At 53.4% G+C, this 18,940-nt stretch carries 18 protein-coding genes; 13 read left to right on the top strand and 5 right to left on the bottom strand.

What is annotated here, in order from left to right; translation table 11 throughout:
- The 7 genes from TPRIMZ1_RS19855 to TPRIMZ1_RS0113845 all read left to right on the top strand — a co-directional run.
- A partial coding sequence (locus tag TPRIMZ1_RS19855; protein ID WP_010261176.1) for a formylglycine-generating enzyme family protein occupies positions 1–1,346 on the top strand: 1,346 nt, incomplete at its 5' end.
- 284 nt (positions 1,347–1,630) lie between these two features.
- Positions 1,631–1,762, top strand: a complete 132-nt coding sequence (locus tag TPRIMZ1_RS21020) for a hypothetical protein (RefSeq protein ID WP_269775819.1) — start codon at positions 1,631–1,633, stop codon at positions 1,760–1,762.
- Between the two features lie 413 nt (positions 1,763–2,175).
- Positions 2,176–2,472: a hypothetical protein gene (locus tag TPRIMZ1_RS0113865; protein ID WP_010261174.1), complete on the top strand. Its 297-nt coding sequence runs from the start codon at positions 2,176–2,178 to the stop codon at positions 2,470–2,472.
- Positions 2,473–2,477: 5 nt separating this feature from the next.
- On the top strand, positions 2,478–3,284 hold the full coding sequence (murI, locus tag TPRIMZ1_RS19125; RefSeq protein ID WP_010261173.1) for a glutamate racemase: 807 nt from the start codon (positions 2,478–2,480) through the stop codon (positions 3,282–3,284).
- Positions 3,281–4,243 carry a ribosome small subunit-dependent GTPase A gene (rsgA, locus tag TPRIMZ1_RS0113855; RefSeq protein ID WP_010261171.1) on the top strand — a complete coding sequence of 321 codons (963 nt, stop codon included), beginning with the start codon at positions 3,281–3,283 and terminating at the stop codon, positions 4,241–4,243. The genes murI and rsgA overlap by 4 nt, the downstream gene beginning before the upstream one ends.
- On the top strand, positions 4,236–6,890 hold the full coding sequence (locus TPRIMZ1_RS0113850) for an endonuclease MutS2 (protein WP_010261170.1): 2,655 nt from the start codon (positions 4,236–4,238) through the stop codon (positions 6,888–6,890). The genes rsgA and TPRIMZ1_RS0113850 overlap by 8 nt, the downstream gene beginning before the upstream one ends.
- Positions 6,891–7,586, top strand: a complete 696-nt coding sequence (locus TPRIMZ1_RS0113845; RefSeq protein ID WP_010261167.1) for a hypothetical protein — start codon at positions 6,891–6,893, stop codon at positions 7,584–7,586.
- On the opposite strand, the gene TPRIMZ1_RS0113840 is transcribed toward TPRIMZ1_RS0113845, so the two are convergent.
- Entirely contained in the window at positions 7,587–8,105 is a 519-nt protein-coding gene (locus tag TPRIMZ1_RS0113840; protein WP_026043722.1) for an NINE protein, read from the bottom strand.
- Between the two features lie 49 nt (positions 8,106–8,154).
- Positions 8,155–9,549 (bottom strand): DUF342 domain-containing protein, encoded by a 1,395-nt coding sequence (locus tag TPRIMZ1_RS0113835; RefSeq protein ID WP_010261161.1) that lies wholly within the window; start codon positions 9,547–9,549, stop codon positions 8,155–8,157.
- Positions 9,550–9,711: 162 nt separating this feature from the next.
- Here TPRIMZ1_RS0113835 and nifH point away from each other — a divergent pair, with 162 nt between their 5' ends.
- The 6 genes from nifH to TPRIMZ1_RS0113805 all read left to right on the top strand — a co-directional run bounded on the left by nifH (position 9,712) and on the right by TPRIMZ1_RS0113805 (position 13,915).
- Positions 9,712–10,587: a nitrogenase iron protein gene (nifH, locus tag TPRIMZ1_RS0113830; RefSeq protein WP_010261159.1), complete on the top strand. Its 876-nt coding sequence runs from the start codon at positions 9,712–9,714 to the stop codon at positions 10,585–10,587.
- A 101-nt stretch (positions 10,588–10,688) separates the two neighbouring features.
- Entirely contained in the window at positions 10,689–11,162 is a 474-nt protein-coding gene (locus TPRIMZ1_RS0113825; protein WP_010261157.1) for an arginine repressor, read from the top strand.
- Between the two features lie 11 nt (positions 11,163–11,173).
- Positions 11,174–12,766, top strand: a complete 1,593-nt coding sequence (locus TPRIMZ1_RS0113820) for a glucose-6-phosphate isomerase (protein ID WP_010261153.1) — start codon at positions 11,174–11,176, stop codon at positions 12,764–12,766.
- On the top strand, positions 12,766–13,317 hold the full coding sequence (locus tag TPRIMZ1_RS0113815; protein WP_010261151.1) for a flavin reductase: 552 nt from the start codon (positions 12,766–12,768) through the stop codon (positions 13,315–13,317). The genes TPRIMZ1_RS0113820 and TPRIMZ1_RS0113815 overlap by 1 nt, the downstream gene beginning before the upstream one ends.
- A gap of 87 nt (positions 13,318–13,404) precedes the next feature.
- Complete coding sequence (locus tag TPRIMZ1_RS0113810; protein ID WP_010261150.1) at positions 13,405–13,662, top strand: type II toxin-antitoxin system Phd/YefM family antitoxin; 258 nt, start codon at positions 13,405–13,407, stop codon at positions 13,660–13,662.
- Positions 13,655–13,915, top strand: coding sequence for a Txe/YoeB family addiction module toxin (locus TPRIMZ1_RS0113805; RefSeq protein ID WP_010261149.1), 261 nt, complete (start codon positions 13,655–13,657; stop codon positions 13,913–13,915). Before TPRIMZ1_RS0113810 ends, TPRIMZ1_RS0113805 begins: the two co-directional genes overlap by 8 nt.
- A 22-nt stretch (positions 13,916–13,937) precedes the next feature.
- Here the strand turns inward: TPRIMZ1_RS0113805 and TPRIMZ1_RS0113800 are convergent, their stop codons facing one another.
- The 3 genes from TPRIMZ1_RS0113800 to TPRIMZ1_RS0113790 are packed head-to-tail and all read right to left on the bottom strand — an operon-like array spanning position 13,938 to position 18,787.
- Positions 13,938–14,834 (bottom strand): M28 family peptidase, encoded by an 897-nt coding sequence (locus tag TPRIMZ1_RS0113800; RefSeq protein ID WP_010261147.1) that lies wholly within the window; start codon positions 14,832–14,834, stop codon positions 13,938–13,940.
- Between the two features lie 8 nt (positions 14,835–14,842).
- The gene (locus TPRIMZ1_RS0113795; protein WP_010261145.1) at positions 14,843–17,548 is read right to left on the bottom strand and encodes a helicase-related protein; all 2,706 of its coding nucleotides are present in this window, start codon (positions 17,546–17,548) and stop codon (positions 14,843–14,845) included.
- 57 nt (positions 17,549–17,605) lie between these two features.
- A complete protein-coding gene (locus TPRIMZ1_RS0113790; RefSeq protein ID WP_010261143.1) occupies positions 17,606–18,787 on the bottom strand; it encodes a hypothetical protein in 1,182 nt (393 codons plus the stop codon).
- Positions 18,788–18,940 lie beyond the last annotated feature (153 nt).

Below are 18,940 nucleotides of genomic sequence, written 5' to 3'. Positions count from 1 at the left end.
GGGAGGCGGTTTATGGCAAAACCCTGACGGCGACCCCTGACCTGGAACCGGGAAGCGGCGGCCTGAGCTACGTCTGGAAGCGGGGCGGTACAGCGGAGGCTGCGGGTACGGTGATTGACGGGGCGAGCGGCAGCGCCTATACCCTGACCACAGGCGATGTGGGAAAGTATATTGCCGTGGAAGTGAGCCGCGAAGGCTATGACGGGAACGTGCGGAACGCCAAAGGCCCGGTGGGGCCCGCATCGGCTGCCTTTAGCGGCCTTACCGCCAATGGTTCCATTAGTGAGACAACTACGATACTGACCCTGACTTTTGACAAGGACATTGTAGGGCTAACGGCAGATGACATTACGATAAGCGCCGGGGCGGTCAAAGGCGCCCTGAACAAGACAGGAACCGGGATTTATGAACTAGAGGTAAGCGGCATTAGCGCCGATGGGAGTATCACGGTAAAGGCGGCAAAGGCGGGGTATAACATAAGCGCCGCTTCAAAAACAGTGTTTGTTTATTTTAAGATTGAGAAGCTTGATATGGCAAGCGCAGCAGGAGGAACCATAACCGGCAGTGATGCCTATAAATCCGGTTCCGATACAGGTGTATTCATTGCCGGTCGCAAGGTAACACTCAGTACCTTTAAGATAGCCAAGTATGAAACGACTTATGAACTGTGGTATAAGGTGCGCCAGTGGGCCCTCAGCAATGAATATACCTTTGCCCATGCAGGCAAGGAAGGGTATGACGGAACCATCGGGGCGGAGCCTACCGTGGACAAGTATGAACCGGTAACGGGCATTAGCTGGTCGGACGCCATAGTATGGTGCAATGCCTACAGCGAGATGACGGGTAAGGAAGCGGTGTACCGGTATAGCGGCAATATTATTAGGGATTCCAGTGATTGGACGGCCTATAATGGAGCGGTGATGGACCGGGCAAAGAGCGGGTACCGGCTGCCAACGGAGGCGGAATGGGAATACGCGGCGCGTGGCGGGACACCGAGCGCCAGCACACCTTTTACGTATACCTATGCGGGGAGTAATGATGTGGGAAATGTGGCATGGCATTCCGGTAATTCCAGCAACGTTACCCATGCGGTAGGGGGCAAGGCTGCAAACAGCCTTGAGCTACATGACATGAGCGGGAATGTATATGAATGGTGCTGGGACCGGTCTGGTGAAATTGATACCGGTGAATTCAATAATCCTACAGGACCTGGCTCGGGCGCGCGCCGGGTTATACGGGGCGGGAGCTGGTACGACGGTGCGTCGCATTGCACGGTTGCGGCGCGGAACAACTTCGCGCCCGGCGAAACGTACTACATTATTGGTTTCCGTGTTGTGTCCCCCTGAGTGGAGGCAGAAATGGTGACTGACACCAGTTTAGCCTTGACAAGCTGCGGGGGGTGACAGGCACCAGAATTTCGTAGTGTCCCTTTTCAAGAGGACACTACAGGTAGCGTAGCAAACACTTTTTCTGCGTAAAACAAATTGACTAAAAAGCCCGGATAACTCCGGGCTTTTTTTGCTATCGAAATGGTGACAGTCACCTTTTGGGGAGGATACCATACTCATAATTTGGATTTACCGTATTTACTTGTCCTTTTGTTGATGAACAGAATGGTTGCCTTATATATATGAAGCTGGGAATTCTAACAATTATATCAATAGCATTACAAAAAATAGATCCTGGGAAATATAAAAGTGATATGCAGGGAATAGAAGTCGATTTATTAGCAATAATTGACGGAGAAATGAAATCTTTATAATCAAACAGGTTCCAGCACTGATAATGCCAGGCATCATATAGGGCAGGGCGATAATCACATGTTCCGGAAGAAGCTGATCCGAATTAAAATGCCGGGCCTCTTCCTGGGCGTCTCCGGTACCGGTGATGCGCCAAGCTTAGTTAGGTACCTCCGGCTCCCGGGAAATACGCTCAAACACAGTCCAATCGCACAGGCGCCGGTGGGGGAGGTGAATCCACGCTGCGGGATATTCTGGAATTCCCTGCTGTAGGAGACCCGCAGGGGCTCCGGAAGCAGACTCTACAGGCATCCCGCAGTGGGGATTCACCTCCCCCACCGGCGTTTTTTCGATCTGCCCGGGGCAGTTTGTCAAAATTACCCTAGGGATAGAACACCGGGTTGCCAGTTTCGTCTCCCGGGACTATGATTAAGGTATGTGTTGGTATTGCGGTTCCCCTATTGTGGATGCAGACCCTATTGGGCGGTCTTTACGCTGCGCTGAGTGTGGGAAGGATCTGCGGGTTTGTCGGCATTGCCGGTTTTACCTGGCGGGGGCCCGGGGGGATTGTTCGGAGCCTAATGCCGAGCCTCCCCAGGATAAGGAGCGGGGGAATTTTTGCGATTGGTTTTCCCTTAATGTCCGGTTTCGTTCGGAGACGGCGGGCGAAAATGGGGCCCGGCAGAAGGTAGTTTCCGCCAAATCGGCCTTTGATAGTCTTTTTAGTAATTAATAACCATGGATAATCAACCAATATTTTTTTTGGATTCCGGCATTGGGGGGCTTCCCTATTGTGACCATTTCCACAAGGCTAACCCGAAAGAGGCGCTGGTGTATCTTGCGGACCGGGAATACTTTCCCTACGGTTCCAAAGGACGCCCCGAGTTGCTCCAGCGTCTGACCGAACTTTTGACCTGGCTGCGGGAGCGCTATGATCCCAAGCTTGGGGTCCTGGCCTGTAATACCGCTTCGGTATCTGCGCTGCAGGACCTGCGGGAGAGCTTTCCCGATCTGCCCCTGGTTGGAACCGTGCCGGCGGTGAAGCTTGCGGTTCTGGCCAGCAAAAAACGGCATATCGGCGTACTGGGGACCAGCAGGACCATCGGGGATCCCTATATTGCGGAACTGGCCGCCGAATTTGGGGCGGACTGTGCGCTTACCGCTATCGCCGCACCGGATCTGGTGGAATTTGTGGAACACCGGTATGCCGTATCGGATGAGGAGGAGCGGGTTGCGGCGGTACTTCCCTACATTGACCAATTCCGCAGCGCCGGGGCGGATGCTATCGTTCTGGGCTGTACCCATTTTCTCTTCCTCCGGGATGCGTTTAAGGCCGCCGCCGGGGACTTGAGTATCCACGATTCTCTGGATGGGGTCTCCCACCGGGTGGAGGCCCTGCTGGATCAGGGGGATCTTCGCGCGGGATCCGGGGGCCGGGAAAATATACTCCTTGTAACCGGAAAGGGCGCCCCGGAACCGGTATGGCAGGAGCGGGCACGGGCATTTGGACTTACACTCCGTACCGAACAGGATTACTGCTCATGATAGGATTGGTTATCCGGGGATCCCGGAATATCTTTACGGTAAAATCCGAAGAGGATGACACCTGTGTTGAGTGCAGGATTAAGGGGAAGGTTCTCAAGGGGGTTGAGGGGTTCTACAATCCCCTGGCCCCGGGGGATCGGGTACGTTTTGAGCCCGATGCCGCCGCCGACGGAACGGGGCTCATCCTGGGCCTTGAGGAACGGCGGAATCTTCTTACCCGGTTTAACCAGAAGGGACAGTCGCCCCAGCTTCTGGCGGCTAATGTGGACCTGATCCTCTGCGTTACCACCCCGGCCTCGCCTCCCTTCCGGCCCCGTTTTCTGGATCGGGCTTTGGTTCAGGGGGAAATCGCCAATATTACTACCGTTATTGTTTGCAACAAATACGACCTTTCGGAGGATGATCTCGATGTGGAGGAGCGGCTCGAAGATTTCAGCCGCATTGGGTACAAGGTCCTGCGGGTGTCCGCAAAAACCGGCGAGGGGATGGATCATTTCCGTAAGCTGGTGGGGGGCCGCATTTCTGCGCTCCTGGGGCAAAGCGGTGTGGGGAAGTCCAGTCTGATCAACGCCCTTGTCCCGGGACGGAATATCAGAGTAGGGGCCATCAACGAAAAGTACGACCGGGGAAACCATACCACCACCATGGCCTTCCTGGAGGAAATCCCCGGATTGGGCGGCGCCGGTACTTCCGGCGAAGCTTCCTGTGGTACGTATATTATCGATACCCCGGGGATACGCCGCTTTGTGCCCCATGGCATTGCCGGAGACGAACTGGTCAGCTACATGCGGGAATTCGCCCCCCTGTCCGGGAAGTGTACCTACGGCCATTCCTGTTCCCACGTAACCGAGCCGGGCTGCAAGATCATGGAAGCCGTTGCCGCCGGGGTGATCCACGAAGACCGCTACGAAAGTTTTCTCCGCATCCGGGATGAATTGTTGGAGCCCTCGGATGAATGAAAAGGTTCTTCAACTATTAGAATTTTCCTCCGTCCTTTCCCGGGTCGCCGCTTGTTCGTTGAGCGAGGAAGCCGCCGCCCTGATTTGCGAAACCCATCCTCTGACGGATCCCCTGGAAGCGGCGGGTCTCAAGGCCCAGGTGCAGGCTGCGCTGGATCGTCTCAATTCCGGTGATGGGGAACCCCGGGGCTCTATTCCCAGCATAGGCGTCATTCTCCCTAAGCTTAAGGTAGAGGGCGCCGCTATTGAGCTGGAAGAAGCCTATGCCCTGGGGCTCTTTGTCGAGCGGGGCGAGGGCCTAAAGCGCTGGCTGATAAATGGGGGAGGGGAAGGCGCTGCTTGCAGCGAAGTTTCCCACGCGGAAGACAAAAAAAAGCCCGGAAACACTTTAGGTAGTATGAAATATAATACAAAGCAAAGCCAAAACAATACGCCTGATGTGAATAAATCCAGCGAATCTACTTTATTCAGTATAAATAATCATACAATTTCCTTACCGGATCTAATAATGGCTATTCCCGATTGTTCCGCCATTTCACTTGAGGTGTTTCGGGTATTGGATAGAGACGGGAAGCTCCGGGATTTACCGGAGTTTCGGGATATTAAACGGCGTATCAATTCCCTTACCCGGGACCTGGAAAACGCGGGTTCCCGGTATACGGGGAATGAGGAAACCCGGCGTATGCTTCAATCCGGCCTGCCCTCCCAACGGGACGGCCGTATGGTTCTGGCGGTAAAGGCAAATTACCGGGGACGTATACGGGGTATAGTGCACGAGGTTTCCGCCACCGGCCAGACCGTCTTTGTGGAGCCCGAGGATGTGGTGGAAAAGAACAACGAACTTCTCATTGAACAGCGCCGTCTGGATGCGGAGATACGCCGGGTCCTCCGGGAGATGACCGCCAAAATTGCTGCGAGCCGTGACGCCCTGGATCTGTTTTACCCGGGCATACTGGAACTGGAAACCATACGCGCCAGGGCCCGGTACGCCAAGGAAACCCGGGGGGTATTCGCCATTGACGGGGATGGCGGAGCGGGGGCCGGCGAGACTGCCGGTGTGTTGGCCCTGTGCCAGGCCCGGCATCCCCTGCTGGGTTCCGCTGCGGTACCCATAGACTTCGCCATGGACGGAAGTATCCGCACCGTAATTATCACCGGGCCGAATACCGGAGGCAAAACAGTAACGTTAAAAACCGTGGGCCTCTTCGTGCTGATGAACCAGTGCGGCCTCGCCCTGCCCGCCGCTGAAGGAACCGCCCTGCCGATCTTTGACGGCGTATACGCCGATATCGGGGATGAGCAGTCCCTGAGCCAGTCCCTGTCCACCTTCTCCGCCCACATGACCAATATCGCCGCCATAAGCGGATCCGTCGGCGAGCGCTCACTGGTACTGCTGGATGAACTTGGCTCCGGCACCGACCCCGAGGAGGGGAGCGCCATCGCCATGGCTATCCTGGATTACCTTATCGAAAAGAAGGTCCGGCTCCTGGCCACTACCCATCACGGTATTTTGAAAAACTACGGCTACACCCGGGAAGCGGTGGAGAACGCATCGGTGGACTTCGACAGCCGGACCCTGTCCCCCACCTACCGCATCGTCATGGGCGTTCCCGGTGAAAGCCGGGCGGTGGACATTGCCGCCCGGAACGGCCTGCCTGCGCCCATGGTTGAAGGCGCCCGGAGTTACCTGGCGGAGGAGCGTGCGGATGTTTCCGCCCTTATTTCGGGGCTCAAGGAAAAGCACCGCGAACTGGCCGCCGCCGACGAAGGGCGACGGCAGGAGGAAACCCGGCTCCGGGAGGCGCGCCGGGCGGCGGATTTGAAGGAACTCCGGCTGCGGCAAAAGGAACTGGAAATGAAGTCCGGGGGCATGGGAAAATTCCGGGAGCTTTTACATGAAAGCCGGAAGACCCTGGAAAACCTGGTTCGGGAAGTGAAGGAGGGTGAGCTATCCCGGGAAAAAACACTCAAGGTGAAGGACTTCCTCCGCACCCTGGAGGAGACGGTGAACGCCGAAGACGCCGCCCTTGAAGCGGAAGAGACGGCCATTACCGATGAACGCCGCCGCCTTGAGACCCTCTACGGGAATGATACCTCAGGCGGTACTGCCGGCGGACGGAAAGCCCGAAAAGCCCGGAACATCTCGCCGGGCCTGAACCTTGAGCTCCCTCTCCGGATAAGCCCGGCCGACAGTATTACTATTATGCCGGGAACTGATGTATTAGCCGGGGAACAGCGCCGCCGGGGAACCGTGCTCCGGTCTGCGAAGAAGGGGGCCTGGATAGTGGAGATAGGCTCCCTAAAAATGACTTTTAACGAAGCCGACCTTATCCCGCTTCCCCCCTCCGCCGAGCCGAAGAAGCCCTCCATAGCCCCGGTTGATTATGCCGAGACGCCCCAGGCCAAGTTAGAGCTATCCCTTCTGGGTATGCGTTTGGAGGAAGCCCTGTCCGCCCTGGAACGGCAGCTGGACGCAGCGGTGTTGGGGGGGCTCCACGAATTTTCGGTGGTCCACGGTAAGGGGGATGGTATATTGCAGCGGGGTGTCCACGATTTCCTTAAAAAGCAGCCTGCGGTGGGGGATTACTATTTCTCCCGCCCGGAGCTTGGGGGGTTCGGCAGGACTGAGGTTATACTGAGGGAGTAGATGAAAACAAAAAAGTTACTTTTGATCCTGTTCATTTTCGGCCTTTCCCGTGTATACGCTCAGGGAACGGATATTGAACTGCCCGGCCCGGAGATATTAAAAAACATATTCAACAAGCCCGGTATCATTAAAACCGAAGTATCCCAGGAAAGGGGAGACGATAAGATCCGGTGGGTAGAAATGTATATCGATGTTCACATCGTTACGGATGTTCCCATGGAAAATCTGCGAATGGCGATTCTGGATTTTGATAACTACCCCCGGATATTCAAGAGAAATCAAAGCACCGTGGTGATCCGTAAAAACGATACTGTTTATCTCGATATGGTAGTGGGGGCGGAGTTTCTCGGTATTTCCTTTATCACCAAATACCGGGTAGTGGTAAACGAATTGCTCAATACCGCTGACGAATTTATCCTTAATTTTAGCCATGTCTCCGATGACGGCAATGTAAAGGATGTTTATGGACAGTGGCATTTAAAAAGGATTCCCCGGTCCGGAGACGGGGAAGATCGATTCTATGTTCGTTATTTTGCTTCCAGTAAGGTGGTACGTAAATATCCGCTTTTACGGACGATTATGGCCATGTTCATTGATGGGGAGAGCAAGGATTTGATGAAGCAGTTTTTGAAGTCCGCGCAACTTGCAACGGAGTTTCCCGCGCAACTTGCAACGGAGTTTCCCGAAGGAAAATAACTAAAAATCTTCTAACGGCGAATCGTCATCCATCATCTCCGGGATAGTATAAACAAGTGTCCCCGTCCTGCGGACACGCAGCTCAGCAAAGCCCTTGCTTACCAGGGTGTCCAGAACCCTCTTCGCTTGATCCATGGGGATGTTCGCCTCCAGGGCAAGCTCGCTGGCAGTAAGGATACCCTTGTTTTGTTTTGCTATCCGCAGGATGGTCCGCTCCACCGTCTCCTTAGGATCTTTGTCCCGGACTATCCGGGCTTCGCCGTCACTAACGTTGCGCCAGGTTGGTCCGTTGTTTACCGGCCTGCCGGAACTGCTCCTAAAAAGGGCGTTGCGGATATTTGCCTCCCGCACCTGACCGGGGAGGGTAAAAAAATCGTAGATCGAGCCTACCATACCGAGCCCGCCGGTACACATCCAGAGGAAACCCGTGGGAACCTTCCCCAGATAAAAACGGTGGAAGCCCAGGGCGCCGAAACCGGAAACAAGCCAGAGCAGATAGGCTATTCCAACACTGTACATAGTACCCCCAAGCATCAGGATAACAACAAATTGAATTTTTTCCAATACATCAGAGGGGTTCGCTGATTACCTTTCCCCCGGGCTTATCCAGCCTGATCCTGACGTGCTTCAAGGGTTCCGCCACAAAGAGGGCAATTTCACAAATTTCGATGAGGGTTCCCGGGGCGATTTCCCCGATTACTTCCACCGTGGCGTTCACATCGGTGTTGATACGCCCCATGAGATCCCCTATCTCTGCGGTGGTTTTTTTCTGCTCTTCCTCAAGCAGGTGCAGGGCTTCTTCCACTTTGGCCTGTTTTTCCGTGTCCGGGTTTGGGGTTGCCATGAACTCCCGGAGTTTTGCCAGCTTTTCCGCCAGTATCCTCAGGGTATTATTATGCTTTTCCTTGTCCTTCTGGAGGGTAAAATCAACCCCGCAGTGGATGTGGGTGGCCCTTCCCGCGTCTTTCCCGATTCCCCCGGCTTTGATCCCGTGGATAGCGTACACTTCGCCCCCCAGTATCTTTCCCTTTTCCCCCATATCCAGGGTTTCCATGGTAAAGACACTGGAATTGGAGATCTCCGTATCGACGCTTATTATTTTTCTGCAGGCCGCATTGCAGTTTTGGATAAATTTCGTCCGGAGGAAGCCTCCGACCTTCAGAAAGGCGCGGCCCCGGCCTACGATGCCGCCGGCTACGTTCAGATCCCCCTTGGTGATAACCTCGGTTACATCAAAGGTCTGCTTTATGGTGACCGATCCTCCGGAATATATCTTAAATCCATCGGAAACGGCGCCGTTTATAAGCACATCCCCGGGAAAAATAATATTCCCCGTGGAATAACCCACGGAACCCTTGATCACCAGGTCTTTCTGGACGCTTAGGACCTTATCCGCCTCTACCAGCTGTCCGTTGATCTCTGAAAGAATGTATTTTTCCGTAACCCTGGTATTGGCGCCCCCGGTAACCCCTTCGAGATAGTTCATCCCAAAGGGCATTACCACACCGTGGACGTTTTTCCCTTCCCGTCCTTGTATGCGGGGCATCTTCACCGCCAAGACCTGATCCTTGTTTACAATAATAAAGGGGGAATGGGTACGGTAATCGATCTGATCGTTCCTGCTCTTGTCGGGAAGCGGCTTTTTTTGCTCGGTTAAATGGGGGTTTTTTTTAAAATATTCGGTAACTTCCTTTACCGGCGGGTTTCCCATGGCGATGAGTATATTCGTTATGGGTTTCTGCTCGAGATTGCACTGGAGGGCGGTCTCCTTGAGGGTATCCCAGTGGAGTCCGTATGTAATATTGAACTTCGCAAGCAGCTTGAGGATGTAATCGTTACTTATCGGGAGGCCATTGCCTCTAGGGGGTATAAAATCGGCCCAGGCTTCAATATCATCCTCTGAGAATCGGATGTTTACCTTTCCGTCATTTGGGCTGCCGATAGCAGCGCTTGGATTATCCATGTATCCCTTTCCTTTATGTATCGGTACGCTATTTAAGTTCTTGATACGAATTCGAAATTGCTGTTGAAGTAAATCGGGGTATTGACAATGCCTACTAAATATATATGATTAATACATATTTTGGTTATGTGTAAAATTTTATGGAAAAGGGGGAATTTTGTTTTGGCAAAGAAAATCAAGCAGATAGCAATCTATGGAAAGGGTGGAATAGGGAAGTCTACCACAACCTCTAATTTAAGCGCCGCCCTTTCTGTCATGGGGTTGAAGGTTATGCAGTTCGGCTGCGACCCAAAGAGCGATTCCACCAATACCCTCAGGGATGGGAAATATATCCCCACGGTCCTTGATACTTTACGGGAAAAATCGGTGGTAAAGGCCCATGAGGTTATTTTTGAGGGCTTTAACGGGATTTATTGTGTGGAAGCCGGCGGGCCTGCCCCAGGGGTTGGCTGTGCAGGCCGGGGTATTATCACCGCGGTGGAACTCTTCAAGCAGCAGCGGGTTTTTGAGGATCTGGACCTGGATGTGGTCATCTACGATGTCCTGGGGGACGTGGTGTGCGGTGGCTTTGCAGTCCCTATCCGGGAAGGAATTGCCGAGCATGTGTTCACCGTTTCGTCTTCGGATTTTATGGCAATCTATGCGGCGAATAACCTGTTCAAGGGAATACAGAAGTACTCCAATGCCGGCGGCGCCCTCCTGGGGGGGGTTATTGCTAATTCCATGGGAACACCCTATTCTAAAGATATTATAGATGACTTTGTAGAACAGACCCAGACCCAGGTGGTGGAATATGTGCCCCGGTCGATCACGGTTACCCAAAGCGAGCTCCAGGGTAAGACCACCATCGAAGCGGCGCCGGATTCGGCCCAAGCCGGAGTGTACCGTTCCCTGGCCGCCAAAATAGCGGCGCATACGGAATCGAAAACGCCGAAACCTCTTGGGGTAACGGAACTGCGGGAATGGGCGAGCAAGTGGGGGGATTACCTTCTGGCGCTGGAACAGGGTAAAGTTGGCTCCCTGGGAGCGGCTATCTAGTAATTCCCGCACCGTTTTTCTCCGAAATTGCTTGCAAATTCCGGTTTGTCATTGTATGTTTATGCAAGGATTAGGTATAATTATTCTTGCTGGAGATATGAGTGAAAGAGCGGTTGTCCCGGTTAAAAACGGTCCGAAAACTGATAAAAACATACCGAATTGAATCCCAGGAGACCCTGCTGGGATATTTACAAAAAGAAGGATTTATTGTTACCCAGGCGACCCTGTCCCGGGATTTAAAGCTCCTCAAGGTTGGAAAAATATCCGATGGCCATAACGGCTATGTGTATTCCCTGCCCGGTGATGACGAGCGGCAGGAAACCGAGCGGACCTATGTGCACGACTTCCTGCGGGGCTATATTTCTATTGAATGGTCCGGTAACATAGTGGTAATTAAAACCTATTCGGGGCATTCCGATGCGGTTGCCCTGGCGGTGGATAACCTGGGACTGGACGATGTGCTGGGAACCATTTCCGGCCGTGACAATACGGTTTTTGTCTGCCTCCGTGAGGGGATAAGCGGAGAAGATTTTATGAACCGCATGAAGGAAAGTATTCCCGAACTGGAAGACTAAAGGAGAGAAAAATGAAGTATGTTGATTTTGACAAAACTGAGGCGTTTAAGAAATTATCGGCCCTGCCCAACAAAGGGAAGGATTTTAATGCTCTGCTGAGTGCGGAGCGGGTTAAAACAAGCAAGGTTTCTGCGGGGGGCGGGCTTAGCTATTCCTGGGCAGCCAAGGGGGTGGAGAAGGCCGAACTGGATGCTCTCCAGGCCCTGGCGGATGAGCAGGATCTTATCGGCAAGTACAAGGCGCTCCTGGACGGGGAGATCATCAATACCGGGGAGAACCGGAAGGTGCTGCACCATCTCCTCCGGGGGCAGGGCGGTCTTGCCGTTACGGGTAAGGCGGTTATCGCCGATGGCAAGGACCTGGGCAAATTTTACGCCCAGGAACTGGAACGGTTCTCTACCTTTGCCGAACTGGTTCAGGCGGGCAAAATTAAGGGCGCCACGGGAAAAAACTTTAGCTCCGTGGTTCAGATTGGCATAGGGGGTTCCGATTTAGGACCCCGGGCTTTGTACCTTGCCCTGGAAAACTGGGCCGCAAAAGAAGGGAAGAGCTTCCTCAAGGCGCGGTTTATTTCCAATGTGGATCCCGACGACGCTTCCCAGGTCGCTTCTTTGGCGCCCCTGGATGAAACAATTTTTGTGCTGGTTTCCAAGAGCGGAACCACCCAGGAAACCCTGTCCAACGAGCTTTTTATTAAGGATAAGCTGCAAAAGGCGGGGCTCGATCCCAGTAAGCACATCGTGGCGGTAACCAGCGAGACCAGCCCCCTGGCGCGGAACCCTGCCTACCTGGATTCGTTCTATATCGATGATTTTATCGGCGGCCGTTATTCCGCCACATCCGGGGTAGGGGGGGTGATCCTCTCCCTGGCCTTTGGTCCTGGGGTGTTTAAGGAACTGCTCGCCGGGGCCCACGAGGCGGATACCCTGGCCCTGGAGCCGAATATTTTAAAAAACGCCGCCCTGCTGGATGCCCTTATCGGTGTTTGGGAGCGGAACTTCCTGGGGTATCCCTACACCGCGATTCTGCCCTATAGTCAGGGCCTGTCCCGTTTCCCCGCCCACCTTCAACAGCTTGATATGGAATCCAACGGCAAGCGGGTCAACCGGGACGGTTCCCCGGTGCACTATTCCACGGGCCCCGTGGTCTTCGGCGAACCCGGAACCAACGGCCAGCACTCCTTTTTCCAGCTCCTCCACCAGGGTACGGATATTGTGCCCCTCCAGTTTGTGGGTTTTACCGACAGCCAGCGGAATGACGACGTAAGCGTGGACGGATCGGTCAGCCAGACCAAGCTCAAGGCAAACCTGGCGGCCCAGATCGTGGCCTTTGCCAAGGGTAAGGCCGACAGTAATGGTAACAAGGAATTCCTTGGAGGCCGTCCCTCAAGCCTTATCTACGGGAAGCGGCTGGATCCGAAAGCCTTAGGCGCCCTCCTGGCCCACTTTGAAAACAAGGTTATGTTCCAAGGTTTTGTATGGAACCTCAACAGTTTCGATCAGGAAGGGGTTCAGCTCGGGAAGATACTTACCAAGAAGGTCCTTTCGGGCAATTCCGGGGACGCCGCTCTGGACGCGTACAGTGAAATCTTGGGAGTTAAGTAATGAAGCAGAAGGCTGTTATTCCTGCGGACGGCTCCTGGGTAGAAAAAAACATACGGGAATTTTCCGGGTCGCCGGCGGCGCGGATTGGTGATGGATGGACCCTTATCACCGCCGGAAATGTGAATATCGATACGAGTAACTGGAACACCATGACCGCCTCCTGGGGTGGCCTGGGAGTGCTCTGGGGAAAGGACGTGTCTTTTATTTTTATCCGGCCCCAGCGTTATACCTTTGAATTTGTTAACGCCAATCCGCTGTACACCGTTGCTTTTTTTGACAAATCCTGGAAAAAAGCCTTGGGAATCGCCGGGGCCAAGTCCGGCCGGGACATTGACAAGGCGGCTGAGACGGGGCTTACCCCCATCGTTTTCAAAGACGGTACTATCGGTTTTAAGGAAGCTACTGATGTTATCAGCTGCCGCAGACTTTACGACCATGATTTTGATCCCGCAAAGTTTCTGGACAAGGATCTCCGCGATACGATCTACCCCGACAAGGATTATCACCGAATGTACGTTGGGGAAATAACAACACTGTGGGTAAAGAGTTAGTGCTCTGGTTTGGTACAAAAAAGATAGTCCCATAAATCTATTGACAAAAACCTCTAAGTACAATATCTTGTACTTAGAGGTTTTAATATGGATGCAATTACATACACCGATTTACGGCAAAATTTAAAGACTTATATGGATAAAGTATTTCAAGATCACGATCCATTGATAATTACCCGCAAAAATAACGAAAATGTGGTTTTACTTTCGGTGAATGAATATAATAGTTTATTGGAGACAAATTATTTGTTATCCAATACGACAAACGCAGAACATTTGAAAAAATCAATTGCTCAACATAAAGCCGGTAAAATAAAATCAAGAGAATTGCAGGACTATGAATAAAAATTTTACTGACGAGGCATGGAAGGATTATCAATATTGGATAGAAAATGATAAGAAACAATTAAAAAGAATAAATTCCTTGATAAAAGATATAGATAGGAATCCATATAACGGAATTGGAAAACCAGAACCATTAAAGGCAAATTTACAAGGTTATTGGTCTCGAAGAATAGATGAAGAACATAGAATTGTATATGCAGCGGAAGAAAAACAAATAGTATATATTTCATTTAGATTTCATTATGAAAAATAAAAATATATGATGAAAATGCCATCTAGGTTCGGCAGAGTTCACAGGCGAATTTAACTACCCGGCCATAGTTTTTTGGGGTGAGCCGGTGGGGGGTGTCGGCGGGGCCGTTGAGACTGCGCCAGGTTTCGGGCGCCGGGAACTTTGTTGCAAGTAACGCATCCCGGCTGATCAGGGCGTTGATGAATTCCGGCTTATTCCGTAAAAGGGACGCTAAACCGGCGGCTTCCCGGGAGGGGAGTACCGTGATGGTTTGGGCTGCCAGGCCCGCCCGCAGGAAACCTGCGTCGTCCGAGAAGGGGGTGGGGACCAGCAGTACCCGGTCCATCATGAGGTTCCGGGCGGTTTTTAGGGCGCCGTCCCGCAGGGCTTTGACGACCCGCCGGGTATGGTCCGCCCCCGGGCCATTTTCGTTTTTTATCAGATGATCCGCCATGGTGGAGATGATCAGCGTATCCCCGGATCCGCAGGCGTCGAAGATGTAGTACCGGCAATCCTTAAGGGCGGTTTCCCGCAGGCCCTTGGCTAAACCGTAGGAGCCCTGATCCCGTATGCCTTCACCGGGGCCAAGCTCCTCCTTATCGGTAAAGATGATCAGCCAGTTCCGCAGTTTATCATCCCGCATCCTGAGGGCCGCTTCCAGGAGCATGAACACCGCAGCGCTGTTATCGTTAGCTCCGGGGCTGCCTGCTACCCGGTCGTAATGGGCCACTAATACTATCGTTGGATATTCTCCGGGAAGAAAACCCTGACCCCGGTGGGGGAGCACAAAGAAGTGCCGGAGCCGGTGCTCGCTCCGGCCTAAAACTATGGATGAATACCCAAAGCCCAATTCCTCCAGGAGATCCCCCAGTATTTTGTAGCGGTCCGCGCCGGGGGCGAGAAAATCTTTGAACCGGTGATAGGGGGGGGCTTCCTGCATAACGATCCTTATAGGTAGTCCGAAAGCCGTCTGAAAATCTGGTTAACCCGGTGTTTAATTTCGATATCCACCTCGGCGCCTAACTCGTCAATTAGGGTTTCCACGCTGGCCAGGCTTTCGTTGAGGCTGGTGTGGAATCCCCGGGAACAGGTAAACCAGTAGTGCCCCTTATTATCGGTAAGAAGGCAGAGAAAACCCAGATCTTTTTTCCCCGGCCGCCAAATTGCCGGGGCAAGAATGAGGGGCAGCTCTTCCAACAGGGCGGGAAGACCTTCGGCGGAATTAAACTGCGCTTTACGGGGCCATTTTCGGGTCAGGGCGCCCTCTATGTCCAGGGAAGGGACCAGGGAGAGGATCAGCGCGAGTTTTTCGCCCCCCAGAAGGGTATACCTGCCCTCCAGGATGATTTCACCCCGAAGGCCCTTGTATTTCGATGCTTCACCAATATCGTCTTTGACTTTGGAAAGCTGTTCCCAGCTTAGGCGCGCCGTTTTTTTACCCTTAATAGTTTCAATCTCAAAAACCTCGGCGCCGATTTTGATATTGTTGGTAAAGTCCCGGGCCTTGAGTTTTTCCCGGGGGAAATCGGATTTGTTCCCCGGCCCGGCGCTTTTTCCCCCCAGGGCTTCGTAGAGTTCCGCACTGATCTTTTCCAGGGCGTTTTTTGAAAGCGGGGAGACCGACATGGCGTACATGCGGGAGGTTCTGACTATTTCCCCCGCCACAATGTACTGGGGGTTGAGGCGGAACATCACCGAACCGGGATGGATAAGGATACGGTCCGCAGTAAGGCTGCGGTACAATTCCCGGCCGTCCCGGACGCAGACAAACTGTATCATCCCCCGGGCTACGGAACAGAGGTAGTCCTCGGTACTGCCGCCGGAAAGGATGGGGACCCCCAGGTCCGATACTATCAGTTCCAGCTGGGAGCTTACATTTACTATTTCCGCCATGGCCTTTTCGTCCAGGTAGCTTTTCTCGCAGAATTTTCTCCGGTCCGGGGCCGTGGTGTAGGCACGATAGAGTTTGAGGTAGGAAACAAAGTCCCCGTCCGGGTCCCGGAAACTGTGGTGGGCCTTACGGGCATCCGTCTCTTCACCCGGGGGGAGTACGTAGGGGCTTTGGGTAGACAGGAATGCTGCGGCGATGATGGTTTCCTGGGTAACATCGGGATACCTGAGTATGGCCTCCACGATGATCCGGGACTGCCGGGGCGCCAGGGGGAATTCGGTCATCATCTTTCCCACCTTAGAAAGGCTGCGGTCGCTTTCCAGGGCGTCCAGAAGGTACAGGGTGTCGATGGCGGCGATAAGTCCTTCCCGGTTGGGGGGGGAAATAAAGTCGAATTCCTCAAAGGCGGAGATTCCCAGATCGGCCATGCGGAGCACCACCTCGGAAAGGTCGGTGCGGTAGATTTCTTCGGTGGTAAAGAGACTGCGGTTTTCAAAGTCCTTGCGCGCGTAGAGCCGGTAGCAGGTTCCTTCCCGGGTACGTCCCGCCCGGCCCTTCCGCTGGTTCCCCGAAGCCTTGGACACCGGCCCTTCGATAAGGCTTGAGGTGAAGGTCTTGGGGTTGTAGTAATTCAGTTTGGAAAGCCCCGAATCGATCACCGCGGTAACGCCGTCTATGGTAACCGATGTTTCAGCAATGTTGGTGGCGATTACCACCTTGGTTTTTCCCCTGGGGGCCTTCTCAAAGACCCGCTCCTGTTCATCCTTGCCAAGCCGGCCGTAGAGGGGGACCATGTAGAGGTACTTTCCCGATGGGCTCAGGGAAAGGCGGTTCATACATTCCTTTATCATTTTTTCGCCCGAAAGGAATATCAGAATATCCCCGTCGCGTTTATCACCAATAAAACGTTCGGTGATGGATACTATTTTATCCAGCAGCACATCCTCGGAGGAGTTCTGGGCAATGCCGGGCCTTCTGCCGGCCTGGCCGCCAACTTGGCCGGGAGCATTACTACCCCTGCCGTCTCTGCTGCTATCACGACCGCCTCTGCCGCCGCGTCCGCCCCGGTTATCCCGGCCTCTGGCGGCATCCCGCCCGCTCCTGTCATCTTTACCGCGATCCGCCGAAGCGGGGCTGCTCAAAGCGGCTGAGCCGGGTAGGGCAGGGGCGTCAAAAGCGCCTGCGGCAGGGGGATCGTAGATCAGGGTTACCGGGTAGGTTATGGCGTCGATCTTTACCACCGGACATTCGCCGAAGTATTCGGAAAAAATCTGGGCGTTGATGGTGGCGGAGGAAACTATCACCTTGAAATCCCGGCGGGATTCCAGGACCCGTTTGAGGAGCCCCAGGATGAAGTCGATATTGAGACTCCGCTCGTGGGCTTCGTCCACCACCAGGCTGCCGTATTTGGAAAGCCAGGGATCCAGCTTCATCTCCTGGAGCAGGATGCCGTCGGTCATAATTTTTATTGCCGTATTCGGATTGGTTTTATCCTCAAAACGCATTTTGTAGCCCACCAGCCCGGGGATACTGGTCCCCAGCTGCCGGGCGATAAACTCGCTCACCGAAACGGCGGCGATACGCCGGGGTTGGGTTACCCCTATGATACCGTTTTTGGAATACCCCGCATCGTGGAGTATTACCGGCATTTGGGTAGTTTTGCCGGAACCCGTGGGGCTTTCCACCACCACCACCTGATTGTCCGCCAGGGCGGAAAGGATGAGGTCCTTATGTCTGTACACCGGAAGTTCAAGATAATTCATGATTTAAGTATAACACAGACGGGAAGAAAACGATATGCCTTTAAAAACGGGGACTAACTAAAACTGCCAGCCGGCGCTGATCAGAGGCCGGATAAAGCCTGGCTGGATTTGGTCGTTAATCGCAAAGATATGGTTAAAACCTAAACCGGCTTCGACAAAAAAGGGCTTGCGGATAAGCCACTGGAAAGAAGCTTCGGCGCCGGCGGAAAAATATATGCCCGTGAAGGATTGGGAATTTCCGCCTGAGTAACTGAAGTGAAAATCCGAAATTGATGTTACCCCCGTCCCAAGGCGCAGATTAAAAGCCATGGTCCGGTTGGGCAGCCATTTTTGGTACAGCAATTTGACATCAACTCCCGTTACCTGGGAACTCACACTATACCCTTCGCTTGGGTTTTTGGCCTCCATATAATTCCAGAACGGATCAAGCTCCACCCCTAAATATCCCCACACCCGCTTAAAGGGTACCAGGCTCAACCTGGTATGCGCTCCCAGGGGAAAAACATCCTGCTCAAAAAAGGAGAAAAAATTACCGTACAGGGGTATTACCGGTCCGTATCCTGCGGATACATTGAAGTCCACGGGCTTGCGAAAGGCCACCCGGAAATTCCCCGCTTCCGTGTCGAGGCCGCCGGGGTTTTTAATAGCGAGGGTAAAATTTCCCGTCACCAGGCTGGACATGGCAAAGCCGATCCGAACGGTCCGCCCGGCGCTGTCTATCACGGTTGTTTGGGGTACAATATCTTTGTGCCGGTCCGTCTGCCGCAGCAGTACCTCGGCGCCTTGTACTAAATTCAATCCGGTAATGATAATATTCCAACTGGTATCTTCGTCTAAATAAAAAGCTGCGGGACTAAAATCCTGTATTCCGGGCTTCAGGGCCAACATGATTTCAAAGTATTCCCATTCGGCCGTACCCTGGGGCCGGTTTAGGAGATCGTAAACCTGCAGGGTATACCGGTAATTTCCCGGCCCAAGGGATACATCAATAAATGTTTCCTTTGTGAATTCACGCAGCATTTCTGTGTAAGATTCGCCAGCGTTTTTCTGTTCAATGATTATTTCATATTGGCGTACATAGGGTTCTGCCGTCCAAAACAGGCGCTGGAGAATTTTAGCTCCACCGTTTTCCAAAACAACGTACGAATAGGTTTTATCCTCCCCCTTTTCCTGGGCGGCAATAAACCTGATTAGGATAGTCAACAGTAAAAGTGCGAGAAAAATCGGCTTATTGCCCATAGAGGGTTCCCATATCGGCCCGCCGGGGATTAGACGGCAGGGGGATGTCGATGGTCAGCCGGTTTGGAGTTATCGTCCCCCGCTGTTCAATATACCGGTCCTCCGCGAGGCTCACCGCTTCTACCTGCCAGATATAGGTTCCCACATCAAGGG

Source organism: Treponema primitia ZAS-1 (assembly GCF_000297095.1).
Lineage (GTDB): Bacteria > Spirochaetota > Spirochaetia > Treponematales > Breznakiellaceae > Termitinema > Termitinema primitia_A.
This window is presented reverse-complemented; position numbering and strand designations above follow the sequence as displayed.